Source organism: Tsukamurella sp. 8F, from assembly GCF_029167375.1.
Lineage (GTDB): Bacteria > Actinomycetota > Actinomycetes > Mycobacteriales > Mycobacteriaceae > Tsukamurella.
This window is the reverse complement of sequence record NZ_JARFTP010000005.1, coordinates 42,463-66,758: the sequence shown is the minus strand read 5'-3', so window position 1 is coordinate 66,758 and position 24,296 is coordinate 42,463. Positions and strand designations below refer to the sequence as shown.

The following is a 24,296-nucleotide window of genomic DNA, read 5'->3' as shown; positions in this document are numbered from 1 at the left end:
GTCAGGCCGCCAGCACCGCGTCGAGTACGGAGTAGAAGAGACCCAGTCCGTCGTCGGAGGGCCCCGTCAGCGCCGCGGTGGCGTGCTCGGGGTGCGGCATGAGGCCGACGACACGGCCATCCGGCGAGGCGATTCCCGCAATCGAGCGCATCGCCCCGTTGGGGTTGTCGCCGGCATATCGGAAGGCGACGCGTCCCTCGCCCTCGATCTCGTCGAGCACCGTCTCGTCGGCGACGTAACGGCCCTCGCCGGATTTGAGCGGCACCAGGATCTCGGCCCCCGACTCGAAACGCGACGTCCACGCGGTGTCGGTCGACTCGACGCGCAGCCACTGGTCGCGGCAGATGAAGTGCAGTCCCTCGTTGCGTACGAGCGCGCCCGGCAGCAGGCCGGACTCACACAGGATCTGGAAGCCGTTGCAGATACCGAGTATCGGCATCCCCTTGCGTCCGGCGTCGACGACCTCGCGCATCACGGGCGCCATCGACGCGATCGCTCCCGCCCGGAGATAGTCCCCGTAGGAGAAGCCGCCGGGCACGACCACGGCGTCGACGCCCTTGAGATCGGCGTCCTTGTGCCACAACGCAACCGCCTCGCCGCCCGCACGTTCGACTGCGCGCGCCGCATCCACGTCGTCGAGAGTCCCGGGAAAGGTGATGACCCCGACCTTCGTCACTTCGCCACCCGGCTCACCGAGAAGTCCTCGATCACGGTGTTCGCCAGCAGTTCCTCGGCGATCTTCTCGAGCGCCTCGTCATCGACATCGTCGGCCACCTCGAGCTCGAACCGCTTGCCCTGCCGCACATCGCTCACCCCGGCGTAGCCGAGCCGACCGAGCGCGCCGACGATGGCCTGGCCCTGGGGGTCCAGGATCTCCGCCTTCGGCATGACATCCACAACGATCCGCGCCACGTGTTGCCCCTTCCCGGGCTCGATGGGCCGCTCGAGACAGCCTCTACTTTCAACGCGACGGTCAGTTTACCGGCGCATACTGGCCCCATGCGAGTCACCCACTTCCACCATTCCTGCGTGCTCGTGGAAGCGGAGGGCACGACCGTGCTCTTCGACCCGGGCAGCTTCTCCCACGGCTTCGAGGGCCTGACCGGCCTGGACGCCATCGTCATAACCCACCAGCACCCGGATCACGTCGACGTCGACCGCCTCCCCTCCCTCGTGGAGGCGAATCCAGGCGCGACGTTGCTGGCCGATCCGACGACCGCCGCGCAGCTGGGCGGCGGCTGGCACGCGGCCGCGGCGGGAGACACCTTCACGATCGGCGGCCTCACCGCCCGCGCCGTCGGCGGCCGGCACGCGATCATCCATCCGGACATCCCGCAGATCGACAACACGTCGTTCCTGCTGGGCAGCGGCGACCGCCCCGCTCGCTTCTATCACCCCGGCGACGCGCTATTCGTCCCCGATGTCGACGTCGAGGTGTTGGGCGTGCCCGCCAACGCGCCCTGGGCCAAGCTGTCGGAGACCGTCGACTTCCTGCGGGCCGTCAAGCCGCGGCGCGCCGTGCCGATCCACGACGCACTGCTGTCGGACTTCGGTGCGAGCATCTACCTGGGCCAGCTCGGGCGCCTCGCCGACCCGGCGACGGAGTTCCTCCCCTTCCCCGACGAGGTGCCGGTCGAGCTGGATTGACCGGCGGGCGTGAAGCGCGCGTCCTGCGGGGCCCAGTAGGCGCGCATGCTCGTGACGCGCCCTTCGCCGTCGAACGTCATGACGTCGATGGGTGTGATGTCGACGGCTCCCTCCGGCGCGGTGGTGACGATGCGGAAGTGGAACGCCGCGGAGTCGCCCGCCACGCGCACCGCGAGCAGCTCGGTACTGCGCCGCATCGGTTCGATCTGCTCGTAGAAGGCCGTGATCGCCGCGCGCCCGACCTTCGGCTCGGAGCCCACCGGATCCTCGAGCGTCGCGTCGTCGGCGTATAGCGCGGCGATCTCCGCGCCGGTGCCGCTGCCGACCCGTTCCACGTATGCCTCGACGGTGCTGCGGATCCGCCTGTCGACCGACTCGTTCATGAAGCCCTCTCCTCCACGTGGGCGAACCCGCCAACGGACTGCCGACGAGCACTCGCCGCTGCTACGCTACCAATCAAGCGTTAGGTTCGATAGTGAGGACGGAGTATGGGCGACAAGACCATGCCGCTGGACCGCCTGCCCGGTCGACTCCGCTCGGGCATGACTCTGGGCATCGGAGGTTGGGGGTCGCGGCGCAAACCGATGGCCATGGTCCGCGAGGTCCTGCGCAGCGATATCACGGACCTGACGGTGGTCACGTTCGGCGGCCCCGACGTGGGCCTGCTGTGCGCCGCCGGCAGGGTGCGGCACCTGATATACGGGTTCGTGTCGCTCGACAGCATCCCCCTCGATCCGCACTTCCGCGCGGCCAGGGAGGCGGGCACCGTCGAGACCACCGAGTACGACGAGGGCATGTTCGTCGCCGCCCTGCGTGCGGGAGCGAATCGCCTGTCCTTCATGCCGATCCGCGCCGGCATGGCCAGCGACGTAATGACGATGAACCCCGGGCTGAAGACCGTCCGATCACCGTACGACGACGACGAGTACGTCGCCGTGCCAGGCATCCGCCTCGACGCCGCGCTCATCCACGTCAACCGTGCAGACGCGATCGGCAACGGCCAATACCTGGGGCCGGACCCGTATTTCGACGACCTGTTCGCCATGGCCGCCGACGAGACCTACATGTCGGCGGAGCGGATAGTCCCCACCGCAGAACTCACGGCCACCGCATCGCACCACACCCTGCTCATCAGCCGGCTGTTCACGAGCGGCGTGCTCGAGACGCCGAACGGCGCGCACTTCACGAGCTGCGAGCCTGACCATCCACGCGACGAAGCCTTCCAGAAGCACTACGCGTCCGCGGCCGCCGACGGCGCCGCATGGGCCGAATTCACCTCCACCTATCTGTCCGGCGACGAATCCGCATACCAGGACGCCGTGGCCGAGTTCTCTTCCAGCGCTGCGAAGGAGCGCGCATGACCGACGACGCCACGCGGGCCGAGATCTGCGTGACCGCGTGCAGCGACGCGTGGCGCGACAGTGGCGAGGTGCTCGCGCACGCCGTGGGGCTCGTCCCCAACATCGGCGCGCGACTCGCGCGCCTGACCCACAACCCGGATCTCGTCCTCACGGACGGCACGTGCTTCCTCATGGCGGAGCCCGCGCCACTCGGCCACGGCGCCGACGCCGGTGGCCTGATCGAGGGGTGGATACCGTTCCGCGACATCTTCACCGTCCTGGCGGGCGGGCGCCGCCATTCGATGATGGGGGCCAGCCAGATCGACCGGTACGGCAACCAGAACATCTCCGCCATCGGCGACTGGCGCAAACCGTACCGTCAGCTCATCGGCGTACGCGGCGCGCCCGGCAACACCGCCAACCATCGCACCGACTACTGGGTGCCCCGGCATTCCACGCGCGTCTTCGTGGAGAAGGTCGATGTGGTGTCGGGCGTGGGCAACGACCGCGCCACGGCCGCCGGAGCGCCGCTGCGATTCCACGACCTGGGCGTAGTCGTCACCGACCTCGCGGTTCTCGACTACGACGATGAGGGGGGTCTGAAGGTGCGCTCCCTGCACCCCGGCGTCACGGTCGAACAGCTACAGGCGGCGACGGGATTCGATATCGACGCGTCCTCCGCAGGCACGACGCGGGCTCCCGACGCGGAGGAGTTGGGGCTCATCCGGACCGCGATCGACCCCGGCTCGCTGCGCGATCGCGAGGTCCGCACCTGATGTCCCCGGACACCGTCCCCGGCCTCGTCCGGGAGGCTGCCGAACTGCACGCCGGTGCCCTCGCGATCACGGATCACGCTGTGACGCTGACCTATGCCGAGCTGTACGACGCAGTGCGGCGGACCGCGACGGCGTATCTCGCGCTGGGCGTCGGCAGTGGTGACCGGGTGGCCATCTGGGCGCCGAACCGACACGAGTTCGTGCTCGCGCTGCTGGGCGCGCAGATGATCGGGGCAGCGGTGGTCCCACTCAACACCCGATACCGCGGGCCCGAGGCTAGGGACGTGCTGGAGCGTTCCGGAGCGCGGGTTCTGTTGCTCTGTAACGGGTTTCTGGAAACCGACTACCTGGGGATGCTTCGCGATGCACCGGACGCGACGGTCGGCGGTGACGGTCCGATTCCGGGTCTGCCATCGCTGCGGACCGTTATCGATCTCGGGTTCGGCGGCGCAGCGCTGGGCTGGGACGAGTTCCTCGCCGGCGGGGTGAGAACCGAGGCGGGTGCGCTCGACGCAGCGATCGCCGGAGTCACCCCGGACACCCTGTGCGATGTGCTCTACACGTCGGGAACCACGGGCCGCCCCAAGGGAGTGATGTCCAGCCACCGGCAGACGGTCGGGATCGGACGCACCTGGGCGGAGGGTGCCGAGCTGTCGCCTAGCGACCGGTACGGCATCGTCAGTCCTTTCTTCCACGGCTTCGGGTACAAGGCCGGCGTCATCGCGGCGCTCACGGCGGGTTCGTCCATCCATCCGGTCCTGACTTTCGACCCACCCTCGCTGTTGGCGTGGATCGAGGCTGAGCGGATCACCGTCCTCCCCGGCGCACCGACCGTCTTCATCGGACTCCTGGGCGAGCCGCAGCTGTCCCGGTTCGACACCACGTCACTGCGTTTCGCCACGTGCGGCGCGGCTACCGTGCCGGACAACCTGTTTCCGCGAATGCTCGACGAACTGCACTTCGACCGGGTCGCGCAGGCGTACGGTCTGACCGAGTGCCTCGTGGTCACCATGACCCGGCCGGGCACACCGATCGATGCCATCGCCGAGTCGACGGGCCAGGTCGTCCCCGGGCTCGCGGCGCGCATCGTCGCGCCGTCGGGTGCGGACGTACCGTCCGGAACCGACGGCGAGCTACTTCTGCGCGGCCCCTCCGTGATGCTCGGCTACCTCGACGACGAGGTCGCCACACGCGCCGCAGTCGACGACGACGGTTGGCTGCACACGGGCGATGTCGCCCACTTGGATTCACTAGGAGGCCTGAAGATCACGGATCGGCTCAAGGACATGTTCACCGTCGGAGGGTTCAACGTGTACCCGGCCGAGGTCGAGAACACGCTCAGCACTCATCCGGACGTGGTCGAAGCCGCGGTGGTCGGCGTGCCCGACGATCGGCTCGGCGAGGTGGGACACGCTTTCATCGTGCCGCGAGAAGGCGCCGTCGACGCCACTGCGCTGTCAACGTTCTGTCGCGATCGGCTCGCGAATTACAAGGTGCCACGCGGGTTCTCGTTCGTCGATGCCTTTCCGCGCACCGCGAGCGGCAAGGTCGTGAAACGCGGTCTTCGCCCTTGACGATCAAGCGTTCGGCGTGTGCCGCAGGAAGGCGGGCCACTCGCCGCCGCCGTCTGCGTTCAGGACCGCGCCCGTGACATTCGCCGCTAGTGGCGACGCGAGCAGGACGCACGCATCACCGATCTCGCGGGGGCTCGCGAACACGCCGCGCGGAACGGTGGCCGCCACGCGCGCGGTCTGCTCCGCATCGCCGTAGTGCCCCGCGGCGGCAGACGTGGCGACGAGGCCGCAGCTCACCGCGTTCACGCGAACCCGCGGCGCCCACTCGACGGCGAGACTCGTGGTCAGGCTCTCCAATGCGGCCTTCGCGGCGCCGTACACGGCGGTGCCCGGGCTGGGCCGGCGAGCCGAGATGGAAGTGACATTGAGCAGTACGCCCCCCGATTCCACGAGCGCGGCGTGCGCCGCCTGAGCGACGTAGACCGGTCCCAAGAAATTGAGCGCGGTGACCTTCTGGTGCAGACGCGGCGACGCCGTCGCGAACTCCGCGTACGGGCCGCCGCCCGCGTTGTTGACGACGATATCGATGCGCCCCCGCCGATCCATCACGTCCGCAATCCATGCCGCCGCCGAGTCGGGCTCGCGCACGTCGATCCTGGAGTAGTGCAGGCCCTCGGCATCCCGACCGTCGGGCTTGCTCCGCCCGGCGGTCTCCAGCGTCCCGCCCGCGGCGCGGAACGCCTCGGCGATGCCACTACCCACACCACCACGACCTCCGGTCACCAGGACCACGCGGCCGGACATGTCGATACTCAGTGCCATCGTCACGTCCCCCTGCATCGCGGGTGGAGGACCGCCGCCCGCGCTCGCACGCTCGCACGCTCGCACCGTCGACGGCGAACGGGCGGGTGCGCTGTCGCGATGGCGGGCGTCATGTGGCGTGCCTCGCAGCCCTGGAGCGGTGCATCCGGGGGTCACCGAAGAGCTGGGCAGTCGCGTGGGCGCGCTTGAAATACAGGTGCGCGTCGTGCTCCCAGGTGATCGCGATGCCTCCGTGCAACTGGATCATCTCGGCGGCGACGCGGCCGAAAGCCTCGGAGCACCAGGCCTTCGCGGCAGACGCGCGGCGCAGATAGCCGGGTTGGCGGTGCGCCACTGCATATGCCGCCCACCAGGAGATCGAGCGCGCCGTCTCGACGTCGACGAGCATGTCGGCGGCGCGGTGCTTCAAGGCCTGGAAGGACCCGAGCGGCCGCCCGAACTGCTGCCGCTCGCCTAGATAGCGCACGGTCTGGTCGAGCGCGGCCTGTGCACCACCGACCTGTAGCGCCGTGACCGCGCACGCGGCCTCCGCAAGCAGATCGTCGAGCGGGACCGGCCCCAGAGGCGTTGCGGGAGCGCGGTCGAAAGTCACCGTGGCGAGGTCCAGTGTCGGATCCAGCGCCGGGGTGCTCACCACGACGCCTCCACGCGCCTCGAACAACGCGGCACCGGCACCGGTCTCGGCCACCGCAAGAAGCACGTCGGCTCGGCCGCCGTCGACGACGAGCGCGGATGTGCCTGTGAGGGACCAGGAACCAGCGTCGGTCGACGCGCTCAACGCGGGTTCACGTGACCAGCGTCCCGCATGATCGGCCCACGCGAGGGCGCCGATCTCGTCGCCGGACGCCAGGCTCGGCAGCAGCCGTTCCTGCGCGGCGCCGTCGGCGGCGAGCTGGACCGCCCGCATCGCGATGAACGTACCCGGCAACGGTGTGGGCGTGAGGGATCCGCCCAACGCATCGAGAACCACATGCGTCTCGAACGACGTCGCCCCGGCACCACCGAGCTCCGCGGGGATCGCGAGCGCGGCGACGCCGACCTGGCCGCACAGCGCGGACCACAGTTCGCGATCGTAGCCGCGTTCGATCGCGGCACGCAGATCGCACTGCTGCGCGCGGCGCTCCACGACGCCCCGTACCGCGGCGGCCAGGGCCTGCTGCTCGTCGTCCAGGCGGAATCTCATGTCAGTACCCCGCCAGGGGGCCTGTCAACGAGCCGAGCACACGCGCCCGATGCTGCCCTGCCGTGCCCCAAGCTCCGAGGAGGGCCCTCGTGCGCAGGTACCAGATGCTCAGGTCCGCCTCCCGTGTGTAGCCGATCGCGCCGTGCGACTGGAGAGCCACCGCCGCCGAGGCGGCCGCGGCCGACGAGGCCACCACCTTGGCAGCAGAGACGTCCCGCGCGGCCAACGGATCGCGGGCGGCGAGCGCGCGCGCGGCGCCGTGCAACACCGGGTGAGCGAAGTCGAGCGCCACCCTCACGTCGGCCAGGGCGTGCTTGATCGCCTGGAACTCACCGATCGCCCGGCCGAACTGCCTGCGCTGTATGACGTACTCGACTGTCATGGCGAGCATCCGCTCGCCGGCCCCTATCAGGGTCGCAGCGCACGCGAGGGCCGCGGTATCCAGTGCACGTGCCCGCATCGACGGGTCCCTGGGCCGCTCCTCGGCTGCCGACACCGACGCCAGTGTCCGCGTCGGGTCCACCGAGGCGTAGCGTTCGCCGGCGTCGGCTCGCCCGAAGCCCCTGTCCGACGCCAGGTACACGCTCGTGGCGACGTCGGGATCAAGTGCGTAGGGCGTCCATGGCGGGGCGGCGACCGTGATCCGCGCGCTTCCGTCGACGATCGCCGCCTGAAGCTCCGGCTCGGCCAGGATCGCCCCGACCGCGGCCGTCTCGATCCACGGGCCCGGCACGCCGTGGAATCCGAGGCGATCGAATGCCAACACGAGGTCGATCGCCGTTCCCCCCGTCCCGCCCAAGTCCTCCGGCACCAGCAGCCCCGCGACACCGGCCTCGGCGAGTCGGCCCCAGAGGGCCGTGACCGGTTCGTACTTCCCGTCGGCGGCGTGCCGGTTCACGGCGGGGACGTCGGCGCCACCGAGTATGCCGTCCAAGGCCCTCGCGAAGGCCTGCTGTTCAGCGGTGAGCGAGAACCTCATGTACGCCTCGCGTTGTCCCCGCGCGGCAGTCCCAGCACCCGTTCGGCGACGATGTTCCGCTGGATCTCGTTGGTACCGGCGTAGATCGGGCCTGCGACAGCGAACAGGTGGTCCTCGACCCAGCGGCCGGCGTCGGGTGCGTGCGGCCCGAGCAGCTCCTGCTCCGGGCCCAGTAGCTCGAGCCCGGTCTCGTGCAGCGCGATGTCGAGCTGCGACCAGAAGAGCTTGTTGACGCTGCCTTCCGAGCCGACACTGCCGCCCGACTCGATGCGGTCGACCGTGCCCCACGTGTACAGCTGGTATGCGTGCGCGGCAATCCACGCGTCCACCACACGGTCGCGGAGCGACCAATGGTTCGCCTTCGCGTCCGACCAATGGTTCGCCTTCGCGTCCGACCAGGTCTCGGGGTTCGCGCCGGGCTCCGGCGCCACGTGACCACGCTCGCGCCACAGCGTCAGCAGGCGGTCCGCGGCGGCCAGGAACCTGCCCGGCGAGCGCAGTGACAGCCCTCGCTCGTTGCCCGCAGTGCTCATCGCGACCGACCAGCCCTGCCCCACCGCACCTAACACGCCGGAGTCGGGAACGAATACGTCGTCGAAGAATATCTCCGCGAAACCCGCGTCGCCGTCGAGCTGCCGTATCGGCCGCACGGCGATCCCCTGGGCGTCCAGCGGGAACAGGAAGTACGTGAGATCGCGATGGCGTCCGACCGAGCCCTCTGCACGCGAGTCGGCCGCGCGACCGGATCGGAAGAGACCGAACCCGCTGTCCGCGAACGGCGCCCGCGAGCTCCAGATCTTCTGGCCCGAAAGGAGCCAGCCGCCGTCCGTGCGGACCGCACGGCTACGGATCGCCGCGAGGTCGCTGCCCGCCTCGGGTTCGGACCACGCCTGCGCCCACACCGTGGTGCCATCGGCGATGGACGGCAGCAGGGTATCGCGCTGGTCGTCGGTGCCGTGTCCGAGGATGATCGGCGCCAGCAGCGAGATCCCGTTCTGTGCGATGCGGGTCGGGGCGCCGGCCAGGTAGTACTCCTCCTCGAAGATCACCCACTCGGTCAGCGAGGCGTCTCGGCCGCCGTATCGTGCGGGCCAGGCGATGACGGACCACCCGTCTGCTGCGAGTTCGGCCTCCCATTCCCTATGTGCCACAGCGCCGGCGGAGGTGTCCATGGACGGCAGTCGGCCCGGTGCGTGCGCGCGCAGCCATTCCCGCGCCTCCGCGCGGAAAGCACGCTCGGACTCCGTGAACTCGACCGCAGCGCCGATATCGGCAGCACCTGTCACTGCCCGGCCTCCCGCTTGTTCGCCCGGGCCATGGCGCGCGCATCGAGCCCGGCGAGCGAGTCGGCGCCGACCTCGGCGTTGTGCGCGTGCGCCGCGTGATGCAGACCGAATACCGAGTCCATGCCGTCGCGCAAGCCCTGCAGGTCCTCGGCCTGGTTGACAGCCTTCTTGGTGAGCGCGAGGCCCAGGGGCGGCATCTCTGCGATCTTGTCGGCAACGGCGAACACGGTGTCCGCGAGCTCGGCCCGGGGCACCACCCGGTTGACCATGCCCAGTTCGCGCATCCGCTCTGCGTCGAACCGGGCACCCGTGTACAGGAACTCCTTGGCCGCACGGGGATTCATCACCCATGGGTGCGCGAAGTACTCCACCCCCGGGATACCCATTCGGACCACCGGATCCGAGAAGAACGCGTCGTCCGACGCGATGACGAAGTCGCACGACCACGCCAGCATGAGTCCGCCTGCGACGCAGGCCCCATGCACCATCGCGATGACCGGCTTGGGGATCTCCCGCCAGCGCCGACACATGCCGACGTAGACCTCGGACTCGCGCGCGAACCGGGATGCGACCCCTTGCTTGCCGACATGGTCCCAGTGGATGATCGCACGACGCGGGAAGCCGACGTCGATGTCGCGGCCGGGTGTGCCGATGTCGTGACCTCCGCAGAAGTGCTTACCCTCGCCCGCCAGCACGATGACACGGACATCGTCGTCGTCGACCGCACGGACGAACGCGTCGTCGAGCGCATACGTCATAGCGGAGTTCTGCGCGTTGCTGTACTCCGGCCGGTTCAGGGTGACCACGGCGACGGCGCCCCGCACCTGGTACCTCACCACCGGATCTGCGGCGTCCGATGCCTCATCGAGTCCAGCCATGCACACCTCCCGCGAGTGAAAGTCCTTGTCGTCCATCGAACCGCCTTCAGCCTACCAAGCACTCGATTGGTTTGATAGTGTTGTCGAACGCCGGGAGTCCCGTCGAACCCGGCCGCCAGGAGGCCTGATGGACCTGTCGGAATCGCCGCGCGACGCAGCGTTCCGCGAGGAGGTGCGGACGTGGCTCGCAGAGAACCTCGTCGGCGATTTCGCACGACTCGCGGGGCGCGGCGGTTCGGGACGTGAACATGAGGCCTTCGAGGAGCGGGTGGAATGGAACCGACACCTCGCAGCCTCCGGCTGGACGTGTCTGGGCTGGCCCGAGCACCACGGCGGCCGCGGACTTCCACTCGCACAGCAGGTGATCTTCCACGAGGAGTATGCGAGCGCCGGTGCCCCGGCCCGCGTCAACCACCTGGGCGAGGAACTGCTGGGCCCGACACTGATCGACCACGGGACGCGCGACCAGCAGGCTCGCTTCCTGCCCGGTATCCGCGCCGTGACCGAGCTGTGGTGCCAGGGCTATTCAGAACCCGATGCCGGCTCGGACCTGGCGGGCGTGCGCACGAGGGCGCGACTGGAAGGCGGCGAATGGGTGATCGACGGGCAGAAGATCTGGACATCGCTCGCGCGGCAGGCGCAGTGGTGCTTCGTGCTCGTGCGGTCCGATCCCGACTCACGCCGACACGCGGGGCTCTCCTACCTCCTGGTCCCGATGGACCAGCCCGGCGTCGAGGTACGGCCCATAGTGCAGCTCACGGGCACGTCCGAGTTCAACGAGGTCTACTTCAGCGGTGCGCGCACCGAGGGGGGCCTCGTCGTGGGCGCTCCCGGCGACGGATGGCGTATCGCGATGGCCACGCTCGGTTACGAACGGGGCGTCTCGACCATCGGACAGCAGATCGGGTTCGCACGCGAACTCGCCGCCGTCGAGTCGCAGGCTCGCGCGAACGGGACGGCCGACGATCCCGTCGTGGCGGACCGGATCGCCCGGGCGACCGTCGGACTAGAGGTCATGCGCGCGCACGCGCTGCGCACCCTGGACTCCCAGGCCGGCGGTGCCGAGGTGTCGGTAGCCAAGCTCGTGTGGTCCCGCTGGCACCGTGACCTGGGTGAACTCGCGATGGCGGTCCGGGGGCCGTCCGCACTCACCACCGGCGACCACTACCGCCTCGACGACCAGCAGGCCATGTATCTGTTCAGCCGCGCCGACACCATCTATGGCGGCTCCGACGAGATCCAGCGCAACATCGTCGCCGAGCGAGTGCTCGGCATGCCCAAGGAGCCCCGCCCGTGAAACCCTCGGCACCCGAATGCCCGTCGCCCCACGGCCTGCTCGACGGCCGGGTCGCAGTCGTCACGGCCGCGGCTGGCGCAGGTATCGGCGTGGCCACCGCCAGGCGGTGCCTGGCGGAAGGGGCGCGGGCAGTGGTCGTCAGCGATACGCACCAGCGGCGCCTGGCCGAGACCGCGGCAGAACTGGGCGAGGAGTTCGGTGCGGACCGGGTCCCTTCCATCCGTTGCGACGTAACGGATCCGGAGCAGGTCGAGGCGCTGCTCGATGAGGCGGAGCCGTTCGGCGGCGTGGACCTGATGATCAACAACGCCGGTCTAGGCGGGACCGCCTCGATCCTCGATATGACCGACGAGCAGTGGTCGACGGTGCTGCGGGTGACACTGGACGGGACGTTCCACTGTGTCCGCGCCGCCGGGCGTCGCATGGCCACCTCCGAGAAACGCGGCGCGATCGTGAACAACGCGTCGGTGGTGGGCTGGCGAGCCCAGGCGGGGCAGGCGCACTACGCCGCGGCGAAGGCCGGCGTCATGGCCCTCACCCGCTGCGCGGCCATGGATCTCGCGGAGCACGGCATCCGGGTCAACGCGGTCGCACCCAGCCTCGCCATGCATCCCTTCCTGGCGAAGGTGACCTCCGAGGAGCTGTTGGCGGAGCTCGAGGCGCGGGAGGCGTTCGGCCGCGCCGCCGAGCCGTGGGAGGTCGCCGGCGTCATCGTGTTCCTCGCCAGCGGGTACTCGTCCTACATGACCGGCGAGGTCGTGTCGGTGAGCAGCCAGCACCCATAGACCTGAAAGGCCGACCATGTCAGAGGCGTTCATCATCGATGCAGTCCGAACCCCGACGGGGCGGCGCGGCGGCGCACTGGCCGGCATGCACTCGGCCGACCTCGGCGCGCACGCCCTCACCGCATTGATCGATCGCACCGGTGCGGATCCTGATGCCGTCGACGACGTGATACTCGGATGCTGCGACACGATCGGCCCGCAGGCCGGCAACATCGCCCGCACCGCGTGGCTCGCCGCGGGCCTGCCTCAGCACGTCCCCGGGATCACCGTCGATCGGCAGTGCGGATCCGCTCAGCAGGCAGTGCATTTCGCGGCGCAGGGCGTGCTGTCCGGGACCGCGGACCTGATCGTCGCGGGCGGCGTGCAGAACATGTCCGCCATCCCCATATCGGCAGCGATGTCGGCCGGACACGAGTACGGGTTCACGACTCCGTTCGCCGAGTCGGAGGGCTGGCGCGCTCGATACGGGGACGTCGAGGTCTCCCAGTTCCGGTCCGCGGAGCTGATCGCTGAGAGGTGGGGCATCACCCGCGAGGCCATGGAGGCGTTCGCGCTCCGCAGCCACCGACTAGCGGTCGCGGCCATCGACGAGGGTCGGTTCGATCGCGAGATCAGCCCCGTCGGAGGTTTTCTGGTGGACGAGGGCCCGCGCCGTGACACCTCGCTGGAGAAGATGGCTGCGCTGGCGCCACTGACCCAGGGCGGACGCGTGACGCCCGCAGTGGCGTCGCAGATCTCCGACGCGGCAAGCGCTCTGCTCGTGGCGTCCCCCCGCGCCGTCGCCGAGCACGCGCTCACCCCGCGCGCCCGCATCCACCACATCAGCGTCTACGCCGACGACCCGGTATGGATGCTGACCGCCCCGATCGCCGCCACCGAGCGCGCACTTCGACTGGCGGACATGAAGATCGACGACATCGACCTGTTCGAGGTCAACGAGGCCTTCGCGTCCGTGGTGCTCGCGTGGATCTCCGAGCTGCGCGCGGATCCGGAGCGCGTCAACGTCAACGGCGGCGGCATCGCCCTCGGGCATCCGATCGGTGCCACCGGCACCAAGCTCATGGCGACCCTGTTGCACGAGCTCGAGCGCACCGGCGGCCGGTTCGGCCTGCAGGTCATGTGCGAGGGCGGCGGCAACGCCAACGTCACGATCATCGAACGGCTCTAGAGAATCCGACCGGAGGACACCATGACCGGAATCCTGAGCGGGCGCGTCGCCATCGTCACCGGCGCGGGCGGCGGCCTCGGCCGCGAGCACGCGCTCGAGCTGGCGCGCCAGGGCGCGCGCGTCGTCGTCAACGACATCGGGACGTCGCTGGACGGCGAGGGAACCTCCGCGGGCCCGGCCGCCGAAACCGTCGAACTGATCCGCGAGTCCGGCGGCGAGGCCGTCGCCGATGACGCCGATGTCGCCGACGCCGACGCCGTGGGGCGCACGATCGCGACAGCTGTCGACGCCTTCGGTGGCCTCGACGTCCTTGTCAACAACGCAGGTTTCGTGCGTGACAGGATGCTGGTGAACACCTCCGAGGACGAGTGGGACGCCGTCGTGCGGGTCCACCTCAAGGGCCATTACGTGACCACTCGACTCGCCGCCGCATACTGGCGCAGCGAGTCGAAGGCCGGGCGGCAGCGGGCGGCGCGCATCGTGAACACCACGTCGGGTGCCGGCTTGCAGGGAAGCATCGGACAGGCGTCGTACTCGGCAGCCAAGGCGGGCGTCGCGGCGCTCACGACGGTGGCGGCGGCCGAGCTGGCCCGCTACGGCGTCACTGTCAACGCCATAGCGCCGGCCGCACGCACACGCATGACCGAGGGGCCCTTCGCCGAGCGGATGGCAGCGCCTGCAGACGGTTTCGATGCTATGCACCCGGGTAACGTCTCCCCCGTCGTCGCCTGGCTCGCGAGCATCGACTCTGTAGATGTCACCGGGCGCGTCATCGAGGTCGAGGGCGGCGCCGTGTGCGTCGAGGAGGGCTGGCGCCACGGCCCACGCTTGGATCTCGGGCGCCGATGGGACGCGGCCGAGACCGGTGCGCTCGTACGGAGCCTGTTGTCGACGGCAGCTGAGCCCGAGCCGGTGTACGGCGCATGAGCGCACCGACCGCGCTGCCGTCGCCCGGGGCGTCGCCATCGGAGTGGCTGGGCTGCTCACTCGGCGAACGCACCGTGGCGTGGACGTCACGCGACGCGATCCTGTTCGCGCTCGCCGTCGGTGCCCGGGCTGACCAGCTCTCGCTCGTCTACGAAGACCGCCTGCGGGTGCTGCCCCCGTTCGCGCTCACCCTCGCACAGTGGGCTCCCGACGTGCTCGGCGCCGCAGGCGCTTTCGACATCGCGTCGGCCCTGCACGGCGCGCAACGCCTGGATGTGCACCGGCGGCTGCCGTCCGATGGCGAAGCGGTCCTGTCCGCCCGCGTCGACGCCGTGTGGGACAAGGGCTCGGCAGCGGTCTACGACGTGACGGCCTCCTGCGAGTACTTCACCGCCACGTGGTCGCTGTTCGCCCCGGGACACGGCGGGTTCGGTGGCGAGCGCGGGCCCGGGAGACCGGCGGCACCGTCAGCTGAGCCCGACTGGGGGACGGAGGTCTCGATAGCCCAGAACGCCGCGGCTCTGTATCGCCTACTCGGTGACCGACACCGGATCCACATCGATCCGGCGGCCGCCCGGGGTATCGGGCAGCCCCGGCCGATCCTGCACGGGCTCGCGACTCTCGCCGCCGGGTGCCTCGCGGCAGCCGAGCGTCTCGGCGTACACCCGGCCGATCTGTGCAGCGTCTCAGCGCGATTCAGTGGCGTCGTGTTCCCCGGCGACTCGATCACCGTGCGCGGTTGGGACGCCGACCGCGCCGGGATCGGCGCCAGGGGCCCGGCGGCCGATTTCGACATCCACACCGGACGTGGTCCCGCGGTATCCGGCGGCCACCTCACCTTCGACCGACCGGCGCAGCCAGAGCAGAGGACGAAAACATGAGTGTCAGCACAGAACTCGTCGACGAGACGATCGCCGTAGTCACCGTCGCCTATGCCCCCGTCAACGCGCTGCCGGTAGCCGGCTGGTTCGGTATCGCCGACGCCGTCGTCACCGCCGCGGCCGACGGAGCGCGAGTGGTGGTGCTGCGTGCCGAGGGCCGCGGCTTCAACGCCGGTGTCGACATCAAGGAGATGCAGAACACCGACGGTTTCACCGCCCTGCTAGGCGCCAACAAGGGCTGTTACGCGGCGTTCAAGGCTGTGTACGAGTGCCCCGTCCCCGTCGTCTCGGCCGTCCATGGATTCTGCGTGGGCGGCGGTGTCGGGCTCGTGGCCAACAGTGACATCGTGGTGGCCAGCGACGACGCTTACATCGCCGTGCCCGAGATCGACCGCGGCGCACTGGGAGTCGGAACCCATCTTGCGCGGCTGGTGCCGCAGCACCTCATGCGCGCCCTCTATTTCACAGGCAGGCGGATCACGGCTGCCGAGCTGGCACGGCACGGTTCGGTCCTCGAGGTCGTCCCGCGCGACCGACTGGACGGTGCCGCGCTCGCCGTCGCCCGCGAGATCGCAGCCAAGGACCCGCGCGTGTTGCGTGCGGCCAAGGAGGCCCTCAACGGCATCGACCCCGTGGACGTGAACCGCAGCTACCGATTCGAGCAGGGGTTCACGTTCGAGCTCAACCTGGCGGGCGTATCGGATGAACACCGCGACGAGTTCGTCGCCACGGGTCGTGCACTGCGCACCTAGCCCCGCGACAGCAGAAGGAGATCCATGACCGGCCCCCTGTCCACGCCACTGACGCGGCTGACCGGCGTCGCGCACCCCGTCGTGCAGACCGGCATGGGCTGGGTCGCCGGGCCCCGCCTCGTCACCGCCGTCGCCGAAGCGGGTGCTCTAGGCATCCTGGCGTCGGCGACGATGACCACGGGCGAGCTCGACACCGCCATCCGGAAGATCAAGTTCCGCACCGACAAACCGTTCGGCGTCAACCTTCGGGCCGATGCGTCGGACGCCGGCGACCGCGTCACGCTGCTGATCGAACACGGTGTCAAGGTCGCGTCGTTCGCCTTGGCACCCAGGCCCGAGCTGATCGCGCGGCTGAGAGAACACGGTGTCGTCGTCATGCCTTCGGTGGGTGCGGCCAAGCACGCACGCAGGGTCGCATCGTGGGGCGCGGATCTGGTGATGGTGCAGGGCGGAGAGGGCGGCGGGCACACCGGTCCCGTTCCCACATCGCTCCTGCTGCCGCAGGTGCTCGACGCCGTCGACATACCGGTCGTCGCTGCCGGCGGCTATTTCGACGGCCGCGGCCTCGCCGCCGCACTCGCCTATGGCGCCGCCGGGATCGGTATGGGCACAAGGTTTCTGCTGACCGCGGACAGCTCGGTCCCCGAGCACGTCAAGCACCGCTACCTGGAGTTCGGCTGGACGGCACCGTCGTCACCACCAAGGCCGACGGCATGCCACACCGCCTGCTGCGCACCGAGTTCGTCGAGGACCTGGAAGACGAACGACCGTTGCACCGGTTGCGCCGCAGCGCCTTCCATGCACTGGAACTCCGGCGCGCACAGCGCACCCCGTGGCGCGAGTTCCTCGCCGACGGCCTACGCCTGAGCCGCTCGGGCGACCGCACCGTCGCGCAGACCGCCATGGCGGCCAACACACCCATGCTGCTCAAAGCGGGCCTCGTCGACGGCGACCTGTCGGCGGGGATGCTCGCCTCCGGCCAGGTGGTCGGCGCCCTCGACGACCTGCCTACGTGCGCCGAGTTGGTCGAACGCGTCGTCGCGGGCGCCGTCGAGCGGCTCGCGGAGCTCGCGCGCCTCACGACATCCGACCCACAAACAACTGCTAGGTTGGCGGAGGACGATTCTCGAGGGTGAAGGCAGGTGGGCGATGGCGCCGCGCGGTACGACGAGGGCACGGCGTGAGTCCGGGACGGACCGGCGCGAGGAGTTGCTCGGCATCGCCGCAGAGTTGTTCGCCACCAAGGGATACGCGCAGACGACGGTGCGGGACATCGCCGAAGCCGCCGGGATGCTGTCCGGCAGTCTCTACCATCATTTCGCCTCCAAGGAGGCGATGCTCGTCGAGGTGCTGCGCGACTTCATGGAGGGGCTGCTGCGGCGCTTCACCGACATCGTCGATGCCGGTGGCCCGCCGAGCACGGTGCTGGAGCAGCTGATCCGCTCGTCTTTCCAGACCATCCACGAGCAGCCGCACGCGGTTGCGCTGTACCAGAACGAGACCAGCCTGTTCACGCACCAACCCGAGTTCGCGTTCGTGCTGCGCACCGGCGAGCGGATCAACAAGCTGTGGTTGCAGGTCTTCGCGGCCGGGAGCGAATCCGGTGAGTTCCGCGCGGGCCTGGACCACAGCGTGTCGTACCGCTTCGCCCGCGATTCCATCTGGTCCACGGTCGAGTGGTACCGCCCTCGCGGTCGGCTCCGCCACGACAAACTCGCCGAGCAGTTCATCGATCTCTTCTACGGTGGGCTCCTCGCAGAGCGCGGGGAATCGGGGCGGTTCGTGTGAACACCGGGATGGAAGGCCTGACGGGGGCGCTCGAGCGCGAACGGCAGCGCTTCGCTGCGCCGGCTATGGCGGTGGCGGTGGTCCGGGACGGCCGCGTGGAACTGGCAAGGGGCCTCGGACTGCGTGATGTCGATGCCGGTCTACCGGCGACCGAGCACACGCTGTTCGCTATCGGCTCGACCACCAAGGCCTTCACCGCAACACTTCTCGCCGCGCTGGTCGGTGACGGTCTGCTCGAGTGGGATAGGCCGGTTCGCGAGTATCTGCCACGATTCCGGCTCCGCGATCCCATCGCGACCGAGTTGATCACGCCACGCGATCTGCTCTGCCACGATTCAGGACTCCCGCGCCACGACTTCACCTGGTATGCGAATCCGGACTTGAGTCGGCGGGAGATGGTGGAGCGATTGCGCCATCTCGAACCGAACAGGACGTTCCGACAGACGTGGCAATACAACAACCTGATGTATCTCGTCGCAGGCTATCTGGCAGGCGAACTGCTTGGATCCACGTGGGAGGAGGCGGTTCACGAGCGTCTGCTCGCGCCGCTCGGGATGACCGATACCTGCTTCTCGCCGGCGGCGGCGCGGCTCTTCGACGACTGCAGCCGAGGCTACCGCGAACGAGAGACCGGCCCCGAGGAGTTGCCTCCCAAAGACTTTCCGGTGTGCGGGCCCGCCGGCAGCATCTACTCGTCCGTGACCGATCTGGCCCGCTGGATGGTGGCCAACCTCGGTGACGGGTGCATCGACGGACGGGAGGTCGTCCCGCCGTCGGCCCTGAAGACGCTGTACGCGCCAGCCATGGCGGTCGCCGAGCAGACCGCCTTGTGGCCTGAACGTTTCGGAATCGGATACGGCCTCGGATGGGCGCTGGAGAGCTACCGCGGTCATCGCGTGGTCCATCACGGCGGCGCGATCGACGGTTACACGGCGAAGGTGGCCATGGCGCCATCGGTCGGTGCAGGCGTAGTGGTCCTCACCAATCAACACGGTTCCCCACTTCCCGATGTGGCCTGCGACCTCGTCCTGGACGATCTTCTGGACCTGCCGGTACTCCCCTGGGGCGAACGCCTTCGGGGCCTGCAGCAGGCGGCGCGGCAGGGCGGCCGGGAGGCGATCGACCGCAGGCGGGCGACAGCGGTCGATGCTCCACCCTCGCACGGCCTCGGTGCGTACTCCGGCGAATACCGGCACCTCGGCTACGGGACGCTCTCGGTCACGGTGGACGAGGACGGACTGCACGCGCGGCTCGGCGAGCTCGACTTCGACGCGACGCATCGCCACTTCGACACGTGGGATCTGCACTACGGTGCGATCGAGGTGCCGCTTCCGCTGACTTTCACGGCCGATGCCGACGGGGAGATCGCCTCTCTCGCAGTATCTCTCGAACCGGCTGTGCCACCCATCGTGTTCGTACGGCAGACCTCGGACGAGTTGTCCGGCCCCGAGCGCCTCGCGGCGTTCGTCGGGCGGTACACCATGGGCGAGCTGGAGGTACAGGTGCGGCTGCAGCAGACCCACCTCCACGCCGATATCGCGGGCGCCCGAACGTTCACGCTGGAGCCGAAGACCGAGACGGGCTTCACGGTGCGGGGACTGCCGTCGATCCGCGCCGATTTCGTGATGTCACACGGCCGCGCAACGGAACTGGAGATCCAGCCCGGGGTCGGCGTATTCACCCGCGACGACGGCGCGGCGACCACCTGACAGCGCTCTCAGCGGCGCGGAACCCGGCGCGATCCACACCGGCCGCGCGGAGCGAACAGGCGGCCCGAGATGCGGGCGGTCACCGGGATCACTCCGGGATATCGAAGAGGTTGAGCTTATAGGTGGTGACGAACGGGGCCCAGCGGAACGCCGACGCGAACAGACGGTACTTGAGCGGCCAGCGGCGCGCGACACTCGCCTGCGCCCGGCCGAAGTCGCGGGACTCGCGGAGCTTCAGGCCCAGTGACTCCAGCGACGACGGGTCGTCGCACACCCACGCCATGCGCGCGCGGATGGAGTCGAACACAGCGTTGCGGTCCTGGTTACGCATCATCAGCGAACCGCCCGTGTCGAACGCGACCGGGCTGCCCGGAAAGCGTGCCCCCCAGCGGCGCAACACATCCCGTACCTCGTCATCGGGGAAATACAGGAGGACGGCCTCGCTCAGCAGGAACACCGGCCCCTCCCCTCCCGAGACGACGTCCCACCAATCCTCGCCGAACAGTGAGCCGTCGAGCATCGCATACCGGTCGTGATCGCCGAAGAACGTGCGGCGCAAGGCCATGGTGTCGGGCATGTCCAGGTCGAACCAGCGAACGCGCCCGTTGTCGAGGCGGTCGAACCGGGTGGACAGGCCACAACCGAGATCCACGACGGTACCGTCGGGATGCCGCGCGAGGAAATCGCGTACGTACTGGTCGAAGATCGACGCCCGCAGCACCGATCCCATCAACGACGGGCCGCGGAACCTCGTGAAGTCGTAGTCGAGCGCGTCGACCAACTCGACCGCCTTCTGGTCCCCCAGGATGCTCTGCTTCGCCTCAGCGTCCAGCGCTCGGCCCAGCAACGGGATCAGCAGGGTCTCCTGCACGTCGCCCAGTTCGACAGCCATGCAGGCACCGTAACTTAGGTGATCCTAAATCGGAACCCTCAAGCCGCGCCGGCATGAACATGCGGCTGCCAGCGGTATGCGACCGGCTCGGCGCCGTGGTGCAGGGCGAGATCGACGGCGTCGAGGATGCTGCGGCGCGGCGCCGAACCAGACAGCCGCTTGCCGTCGACGGCGAGGCGAACGATCCCGCCCCGGCGGGCTACGCGGTTCGCGGTGGCGATGAGCGCCCGGCACCACCACGGTTCGGCGAGGAAGCCGTCGCCGATACCGAGCAGTCGCGCCTTCACCTCGATATCGCGCTCGAGGTCGAGGACGGCGGTGTAACCGACGTTCATGCGGAACCCGAGGCCGGGCAGCGCTGCTATCGCGCCGGGCGATGCGTTCCACCGCGGTGCGGCGAAGACGCGGGTCCGCAGGCCGACCTCCTCGAGGACTCGATCGGCGGCCGTGAGGCGCAGACGGGCCTCATGCTCGCCGATGGTCGCGAACTCGGCGCGCCGCCGCTTCGTCGCGGCCTGATCGAAGCCGTGCAGAACCATCGAGTCACCGGCGGCGCGGCGCTCGCGCAGGAAGGCCTGGGTGCTCGAATCCTCGAGCAGCCGGTACTTGCCCTTCAGACGAGGCGCGACGAGCAGGGACAACGGCACGCCACGCTCGTCCATCGCGGAGGCGAAGGACGCGACGTCGGCGCGGGTCGCATCTGAGATCCCGGAGACGGAGACATACAGCAGACCGGACATGGCTTCAGTGTGACCCCCGGAGGTGGCCCGAAGGTCACCTCCGGGTTGCGTGTCGCTGAACTGGCTCGGCACGGGAGCTCGGCGCCGGACTCAGCGCGGCAGGGCAGCCTCGACGGCAGAGACCACCTCGTCGGACTCGGGCTCGGTCCGCGGGCGGAATCGGGTCACCGTCGCGTGGTCGGGCGCGATGAGGAACTTCTCGAAGTTCCACTGCACGTCCCCGGCCTCGCCTCCGGCGTCCGCGACCTGGGTGAGTTCGGCGTAAAGAGGGTGGCGGTCGTCGCCGTTGACGTCGGCCTTCGCGAGCAGCGGGAACGTCACGCCGTAGGTCGTCGAGCAGAATGTGGCGATCTCGTCGGCCGTGCCGGGCTCCTGCCCGGCGAACTGGTTGCAGGGCACGCCCAGCACCGTCAGCCCCCGGTCCCCGTACTTCTTCGCGAGCGCCTCGAGGCCGGTGTACTGCGGCGTGAGGCCGCACTTGCTGGCGACGTTCACGACGAGGACCGCGTTGCCCGCGTAATCGGCGAGGGAGGCGGAGCCGCCGTCGAGGGTGGTCAAGGAGATCGAATCGAGAGTGGTCATGTCCTCGACCGTAACCGCGTGGCACCCCGTTCGCTGTCGAGTTCGGGCCGCGGGACGATTCCGGTGCATGAGATGTATCCCACATCTATCTCGATGGCGCAAAGATTGCATTGGAGTTAGTATTTCCGGGTGCAAGCAACTCCAGTCTCCGCCGATGCGTGCGGCAAGGTCCTCACGGAGTTCATCGGTCGTCTGATGCAGGGTGTGGCTCAGCGCTGCCTGGGCGAGATGCTGTCGTCCGATCTGACCGCATCGCAGTTCCATCTGCTGCTGCGACTCGCATCGACCGACCATCCGCTCCCGATCAACCGCATCGCCGACGAGCTCGGCCTGTCGGTCGCGGCCACGGGGCGGAACGTGGAGAAGCTCGTGCAGCAGGGGCTGGTCGACCGCAGAGAAGACGCGAACGACCGCCGGATCAAGAACCTGACCGTCACCGACATGGGCCGAAAATCCATTGCGGAGGCCACCGCCGACAAGCATCGTGAGGTGCAGGCGTTGGCCGAGGAGCTGCCCGCGGACGTCCGCGAGCGACTGCACGACGTGCTGGACGAGATCCTCCGACTCGGGATCCTCTCCCCCAACCCGCTGTTCACCGCAACGAAAGTGACCTCATGACTTCCGACCAACCCGTCGAGCAGGCCGGCGCCACTCACGCCGACCAGGGGCTCGACCGCCGCGTCCTCCTGGTCGCCGGCGTCGTGGTTCTAGGCGCCATCATGTCGATCCTGGACATGACCATCGTGGGCGTGGCCCAGAACACCTTCCAGTCCCAGTGGAACGCCACGCCGGCGACGGTGGCGTGGACCATGACCGGCTACACGCTCGCGCTGGCCGCCGTCATCCCCGTAACCGGCTGGGCCGCGGACAGATTCGGTACCAAACGGCTGTACATGATCTCGACGGCACTGTTCGTGCTCGGCTCGGTCATGTGTGCCATGGCCGGCGGCATCACCGAGCTGATCATCTTCCGCGTGATCCAGGGTCTCGGCGGCGGCATGCTGATGCCGCTCGGCATGATGATCCTGACCCGCGCCGCGGGCCCGGAGCGCATCGGCCGCGTCATGGCCGTGCTCGGGATCCCGATGCTGCTCGGCCCGATCGGCGGCCCGATCCTGGGCGGCTGGCTGATCGAGTCCTACTCGTGGCACTGGATCTTCCTGATCAACCTGCCGATCGGCGTCATCGCGATCATCTACGCGGCGATCGTGCTCGACAAGGACGAGACCTCACCGTCGGAGTCGTTCGATATCGTCGGCTTCCTACTGCTGTCGCCCGGTCTGGCGCTCTTCCTGTTCGGCGTCTCGTCGATACCCGAGGCGCAGGCCACCGAGGGCACGATGTTCACGGCGCGTGTGCTCGTATCCGCGATCATCGGCGTCGTGCTGATCGGCGCGTTCGTGTTCTGGGCGCTGCGTGCCAAGCTCCCGCTGCTCGACCTGCGGCTGTTCAAGAACCGGAACATGACCGTCGCAATGATCACGTTCACGTGTTTCGCGATCGCGTTCTTCGGCTCGATGCTGCTCTACTCGCAGTACTTCATCGGTGTCCGCGGAACCACGACCCTCATGGCCGGCCTGCTGCTGGCGCCGCAGGGCCTGGGCGCGATGGTCACGATGCCGATCGCCGGCACCCTCACCGACAAGATGGGCCCGGGCAAGTTCGTCATGTCCGGACTCGCGCTCATCGTCGTCGGCCTCATCGCATTCGCCACGATCGATGCCGACACGAGCTACTGGATCGTGTGCGGTTCGCTGTTCGTCCAGGGCCTCGGCATGGGAATGACGATGATGCCGACCATGTCTGCCGCGATCCGCACGCTCGAGCCACACTCGATCTCGCGCGGCTCGACGCTGACGAACATCGTGCAGCAGATCTCCGCGTCGATCGGCACCGCTGTGTTCTCGGTGATCTTTACGAACCTGCTGAAGAGCGCCGGCCCGCTGATCCCGGCCCCGGGACAACCCGCGCCGGTGGCCCAGGGCGCTGCGGCATTCGGGTTCAACTCCAGTCCAAGCGCACGCGAACAGGGCGCCAAGCTGCTCGGCGGGCAGGACAAGTTCGACGCCTTCCTTCAGCAGGCCCTGCCCGACGCGGCGCACGCGTTCGCACACAGCTGGGTGGTCGCGGCTGCGCTCGTCGCGATCTGCCTGATCCCCGCGTTCTTCCTGCCCCGCTCCCACGACGCCGACACCGGCGCCGCAGAGCGCGCGGTGATGGTGCACTGACGCCGTAACGCAGACAGACGGGGGCCCCTCCGCATCGCGCGGACGGGGCCCTCGTCGCTGCCACTCCGTATGTGTGCAGCAATGGCAGCCCGCAGACCTGGACACAGCAGCCATTGCTGCAT

24 protein-coding genes and 2 pseudogenes are annotated in these 24,296 nt (G+C 69.1%); 15 read left to right on the top strand and 11 right to left on the bottom strand.

Annotated elements, in window-relative coordinates:
- Position 1: 1 nt before the first annotated feature.
- Together purQ and purS are read right to left on the bottom strand one after the other, a co-directional pair.
- Positions 2-676: a phosphoribosylformylglycinamidine synthase subunit PurQ gene (purQ, locus tag P0W64_RS05385; protein ID WP_275479046.1), complete on the bottom strand. Its 675-nt coding sequence runs from the start codon at positions 674-676 to the stop codon at positions 2-4.
- Entirely contained in the window at positions 673-912 is a 240-nt protein-coding gene (gene purS / locus P0W64_RS05380; protein ID WP_275479045.1) for a phosphoribosylformylglycinamidine synthase subunit PurS, read from the bottom strand. Before purS ends, purQ begins: the two co-directional genes overlap by 4 nt.
- An 87-nt stretch (positions 913-999) precedes the next feature.
- Here purS and P0W64_RS05375 point away from each other — a divergent pair, with 87 nt between their 5' ends.
- The gene (locus P0W64_RS05375) at positions 1,000-1,647 is read left to right on the top strand and encodes an MBL fold metallo-hydrolase (protein ID WP_275479044.1); all 648 of its coding nucleotides are present in this window, start codon (positions 1,000-1,002) and stop codon (positions 1,645-1,647) included.
- A 14-nt stretch (positions 1,648-1,661) separates the two neighbouring features.
- Here P0W64_RS05375 and P0W64_RS05370 read toward each other — a convergent pair.
- Positions 1,662-2,030: pseudogene (locus tag P0W64_RS05370) on the bottom strand (nuclear transport factor 2 family protein); the annotation flags it as partial.
- 105 nt (positions 2,031-2,135) lie between these two features.
- Between P0W64_RS05370 and P0W64_RS05365 the strand changes: the two are divergent.
- From P0W64_RS05365 to P0W64_RS05355, 3 genes are read left to right on the top strand one after another with little or no spacing between them, the layout of a single operon-like run.
- A complete protein-coding gene (locus tag P0W64_RS05365; protein WP_275479043.1) occupies positions 2,136-3,008 on the top strand; it encodes a CoA-transferase in 873 nt (290 codons plus the stop codon).
- Positions 3,005-3,763 (top strand): CoA-transferase, encoded by a 759-nt coding sequence (locus tag P0W64_RS05360; RefSeq protein ID WP_275479042.1) that lies wholly within the window; start codon positions 3,005-3,007, stop codon positions 3,761-3,763. Before P0W64_RS05365 ends, P0W64_RS05360 begins: the two co-directional genes overlap by 4 nt.
- Positions 3,763-5,337, top strand: a complete 1,575-nt coding sequence (locus tag P0W64_RS05355) for an AMP-binding protein (protein ID WP_275479041.1) — start codon at positions 3,763-3,765, stop codon at positions 5,335-5,337. The genes P0W64_RS05360 and P0W64_RS05355 overlap by 1 nt, the downstream gene beginning before the upstream one ends.
- A 3-nt stretch (positions 5,338-5,340) precedes the next feature.
- Here the strand turns inward: P0W64_RS05355 and P0W64_RS05350 are convergent, their stop codons facing one another.
- From P0W64_RS05350 to P0W64_RS05330, 5 genes are all read right to left on the bottom strand, one after another.
- Positions 5,341-6,099, bottom strand: a complete 759-nt coding sequence (locus P0W64_RS05350; RefSeq protein WP_275479040.1) for an SDR family oxidoreductase — start codon at positions 6,097-6,099, stop codon at positions 5,341-5,343.
- 109 nt (positions 6,100-6,208) lie between these two features.
- Positions 6,209-7,282 carry an acyl-CoA dehydrogenase family protein gene (locus P0W64_RS05345; protein WP_275479039.1) on the bottom strand — a complete coding sequence of 358 codons (1,074 nt, stop codon included), beginning with the start codon at positions 7,280-7,282 and terminating at the stop codon, positions 6,209-6,211.
- 1 nt (position 7,283) lies between these two features.
- Complete coding sequence (locus tag P0W64_RS05340; RefSeq protein WP_275479038.1) at positions 7,284-8,261, bottom strand: acyl-CoA dehydrogenase; 978 nt, start codon at positions 8,259-8,261, stop codon at positions 7,284-7,286.
- Complete coding sequence (locus P0W64_RS05335; RefSeq protein WP_275479037.1) at positions 8,258-9,547, bottom strand: acyl-CoA dehydrogenase family protein; 1,290 nt, start codon at positions 9,545-9,547, stop codon at positions 8,258-8,260. The genes P0W64_RS05340 and P0W64_RS05335 overlap by 4 nt, the downstream gene beginning before the upstream one ends.
- A complete protein-coding gene (locus P0W64_RS05330; RefSeq protein ID WP_275479036.1) occupies positions 9,544-10,425 on the bottom strand; it encodes an enoyl-CoA hydratase in 882 nt (293 codons plus the stop codon). Before P0W64_RS05330 ends, P0W64_RS05335 begins: the two co-directional genes overlap by 4 nt.
- Positions 10,426-10,552: 127 nt before the next feature.
- Between P0W64_RS05330 and P0W64_RS05325 the strand changes: the two genes are divergently transcribed.
- From P0W64_RS05325 to P0W64_RS05285, 9 genes and pseudogenes are all read left to right on the top strand, one after another.
- Positions 10,553-11,722: an acyl-CoA dehydrogenase family protein gene (locus P0W64_RS05325; protein WP_275479035.1), complete on the top strand. Its 1,170-nt coding sequence runs from the start codon at positions 10,553-10,555 to the stop codon at positions 11,720-11,722.
- Positions 11,719-12,507, top strand: coding sequence for an SDR family oxidoreductase (locus tag P0W64_RS05320; RefSeq protein WP_275479034.1), 789 nt, complete (start codon positions 11,719-11,721; stop codon positions 12,505-12,507). Before P0W64_RS05325 ends, P0W64_RS05320 begins: the two co-directional genes overlap by 4 nt.
- 16 nt (positions 12,508-12,523) lie before the next feature.
- Complete coding sequence (locus P0W64_RS05315; RefSeq protein ID WP_275479033.1) at positions 12,524-13,675, top strand: acetyl-CoA C-acetyltransferase; 1,152 nt, start codon at positions 12,524-12,526, stop codon at positions 13,673-13,675.
- 21 nt (positions 13,676-13,696) lie between these two features.
- Complete coding sequence (locus P0W64_RS05310; RefSeq protein WP_275479032.1) at positions 13,697-14,602, top strand: SDR family oxidoreductase; 906 nt, start codon at positions 13,697-13,699, stop codon at positions 14,600-14,602.
- Entirely contained in the window at positions 14,599-15,483 is an 885-nt protein-coding gene (locus tag P0W64_RS05305) for a MaoC/PaaZ C-terminal domain-containing protein (protein WP_275479031.1), read from the top strand. Before P0W64_RS05310 ends, P0W64_RS05305 begins: the two co-directional genes overlap by 4 nt.
- Entirely contained in the window at positions 15,480-16,235 is a 756-nt protein-coding gene (locus P0W64_RS05300) for an enoyl-CoA hydratase family protein (protein ID WP_275479030.1), read from the top strand. Before P0W64_RS05305 ends, P0W64_RS05300 begins: the two co-directional genes overlap by 4 nt.
- A 24-nt stretch (positions 16,236-16,259) precedes the next feature.
- Positions 16,260-17,371, top strand: a pseudogene (locus P0W64_RS05295) (nitronate monooxygenase).
- A 13-nt stretch (positions 17,372-17,384) separates the two neighbouring features.
- Positions 17,385-18,023 carry a TetR/AcrR family transcriptional regulator gene (locus P0W64_RS05290; protein WP_275479029.1) on the top strand — a complete coding sequence of 213 codons (639 nt, stop codon included), beginning with the start codon at positions 17,385-17,387 and terminating at the stop codon, positions 18,021-18,023.
- A complete protein-coding gene (locus P0W64_RS05285) occupies positions 18,020-19,732 on the top strand; it encodes a serine hydrolase (protein ID WP_275479028.1) in 1,713 nt (570 codons plus the stop codon). Before P0W64_RS05290 ends, P0W64_RS05285 begins: the two co-directional genes overlap by 4 nt.
- An 88-nt stretch (positions 19,733-19,820) precedes the next feature.
- On the opposite strand, the gene P0W64_RS05280 is transcribed toward P0W64_RS05285, so the two are convergent.
- From P0W64_RS05280 to P0W64_RS05270, 3 genes are all read right to left on the bottom strand, one after another.
- A complete protein-coding gene (locus P0W64_RS05280; RefSeq protein ID WP_275479027.1) occupies positions 19,821-20,624 on the bottom strand; it encodes a class I SAM-dependent methyltransferase in 804 nt (267 codons plus the stop codon).
- A gap of 38 nt (positions 20,625-20,662) precedes the next feature.
- Positions 20,663-21,364 (bottom strand): DUF2334 domain-containing protein, encoded by a 702-nt coding sequence (locus tag P0W64_RS05275; RefSeq protein WP_275479026.1) that lies wholly within the window; start codon positions 21,362-21,364, stop codon positions 20,663-20,665.
- Between the two features lie 90 nt (positions 21,365-21,454).
- The gene (locus tag P0W64_RS05270; RefSeq protein ID WP_275479025.1) at positions 21,455-21,946 is read right to left on the bottom strand and encodes a glutathione peroxidase; all 492 of its coding nucleotides are present in this window, start codon (positions 21,944-21,946) and stop codon (positions 21,455-21,457) included.
- Positions 21,947-22,075: 129 nt separating this feature from the next.
- Between P0W64_RS05270 and P0W64_RS05265 the strand changes: the two genes are divergently transcribed.
- Together P0W64_RS05265 and P0W64_RS05260 are read left to right on the top strand one after the other, a co-directional pair.
- The gene (locus tag P0W64_RS05265) at positions 22,076-22,564 is read left to right on the top strand and encodes a MarR family transcriptional regulator (RefSeq protein WP_275479024.1); all 489 of its coding nucleotides are present in this window, start codon (positions 22,076-22,078) and stop codon (positions 22,562-22,564) included.
- Positions 22,561-24,174 carry a DHA2 family efflux MFS transporter permease subunit gene (locus P0W64_RS05260; RefSeq protein ID WP_275479023.1) on the top strand — a complete coding sequence of 538 codons (1,614 nt, stop codon included), beginning with the start codon at positions 22,561-22,563 and terminating at the stop codon, positions 24,172-24,174. Before P0W64_RS05265 ends, P0W64_RS05260 begins: the two co-directional genes overlap by 4 nt.
- Positions 24,175-24,296: the final 122 nt, after the last annotated feature.

Bases quoted from the DNA above. Each gene is read 5' to 3' on its own strand.
- P0W64_RS05375 (WP_275479044.1), top strand. From the start codon at position 1,000: ATGCGAGTCACCCACTTCCACCATTCCTGCGTGCTCGTGGAAGCGGAG.
- P0W64_RS05365 (WP_275479043.1), top strand. From the start codon at position 2,136: ATGGGCGACAAGACCATGCCGCTGGACCGCCTGCCCGGTCGACTCCGC.
- P0W64_RS05360 (WP_275479042.1), top strand. From the start codon at position 3,005: ATGACCGACGACGCCACGCGGGCCGAGATCTGCGTGACCGCGTGCAGC.
- P0W64_RS05355 (WP_275479041.1), top strand. From the start codon at position 3,763: ATGTCCCCGGACACCGTCCCCGGCCTCGTCCGGGAGGCTGCCGAACTG.
- P0W64_RS05350 (WP_275479040.1), bottom strand. From the start codon at position 6,099: ATGGCACTGAGTATCGACATGTCCGGCCGCGTGGTCCTGGTGACCGGA.
- P0W64_RS05345 (WP_275479039.1), bottom strand. From the start codon at position 7,282: ATGAGATTCCGCCTGGACGACGAGCAGCAGGCCCTGGCCGCCGCGGTA.
- P0W64_RS05340 (WP_275479038.1), bottom strand. From the start codon at position 8,261: ATGAGGTTCTCGCTCACCGCTGAACAGCAGGCCTTCGCGAGGGCCTTG.
- P0W64_RS05330 (WP_275479036.1), bottom strand. From the start codon at position 10,425: ATGGCTGGACTCGATGAGGCATCGGACGCCGCAGATCCGGTGGTGAGG.
- P0W64_RS05325 (WP_275479035.1), top strand. From the start codon at position 10,553: ATGGACCTGTCGGAATCGCCGCGCGACGCAGCGTTCCGCGAGGAGGTG.
- P0W64_RS05315 (WP_275479033.1), top strand. From the start codon at position 12,524: ATGTCAGAGGCGTTCATCATCGATGCAGTCCGAACCCCGACGGGGCGG.
- P0W64_RS05310 (WP_275479032.1), top strand. From the start codon at position 13,697: ATGACCGGAATCCTGAGCGGGCGCGTCGCCATCGTCACCGGCGCGGGC.
- P0W64_RS05305 (WP_275479031.1), top strand. From the start codon at position 14,599: ATGAGCGCACCGACCGCGCTGCCGTCGCCCGGGGCGTCGCCATCGGAG.
- P0W64_RS05300 (WP_275479030.1), top strand. From the start codon at position 15,480: ATGAGTGTCAGCACAGAACTCGTCGACGAGACGATCGCCGTAGTCACC.
- P0W64_RS05290 (WP_275479029.1), top strand. From the start codon at position 17,385: ATGGCGCCGCGCGGTACGACGAGGGCACGGCGTGAGTCCGGGACGGAC.
- P0W64_RS05280 (WP_275479027.1), bottom strand. From the start codon at position 20,624: ATGGCTGTCGAACTGGGCGACGTGCAGGAGACCCTGCTGATCCCGTTG.
- P0W64_RS05275 (WP_275479026.1), bottom strand. From the start codon at position 21,364: ATGTCCGGTCTGCTGTATGTCTCCGTCTCCGGGATCTCAGATGCGACC.
- P0W64_RS05270 (WP_275479025.1), bottom strand. From the start codon at position 21,946: ATGACCACTCTCGATTCGATCTCCTTGACCACCCTCGACGGCGGCTCC.
- P0W64_RS05260 (WP_275479023.1), top strand. From the start codon at position 22,561: ATGACTTCCGACCAACCCGTCGAGCAGGCCGGCGCCACTCACGCCGAC.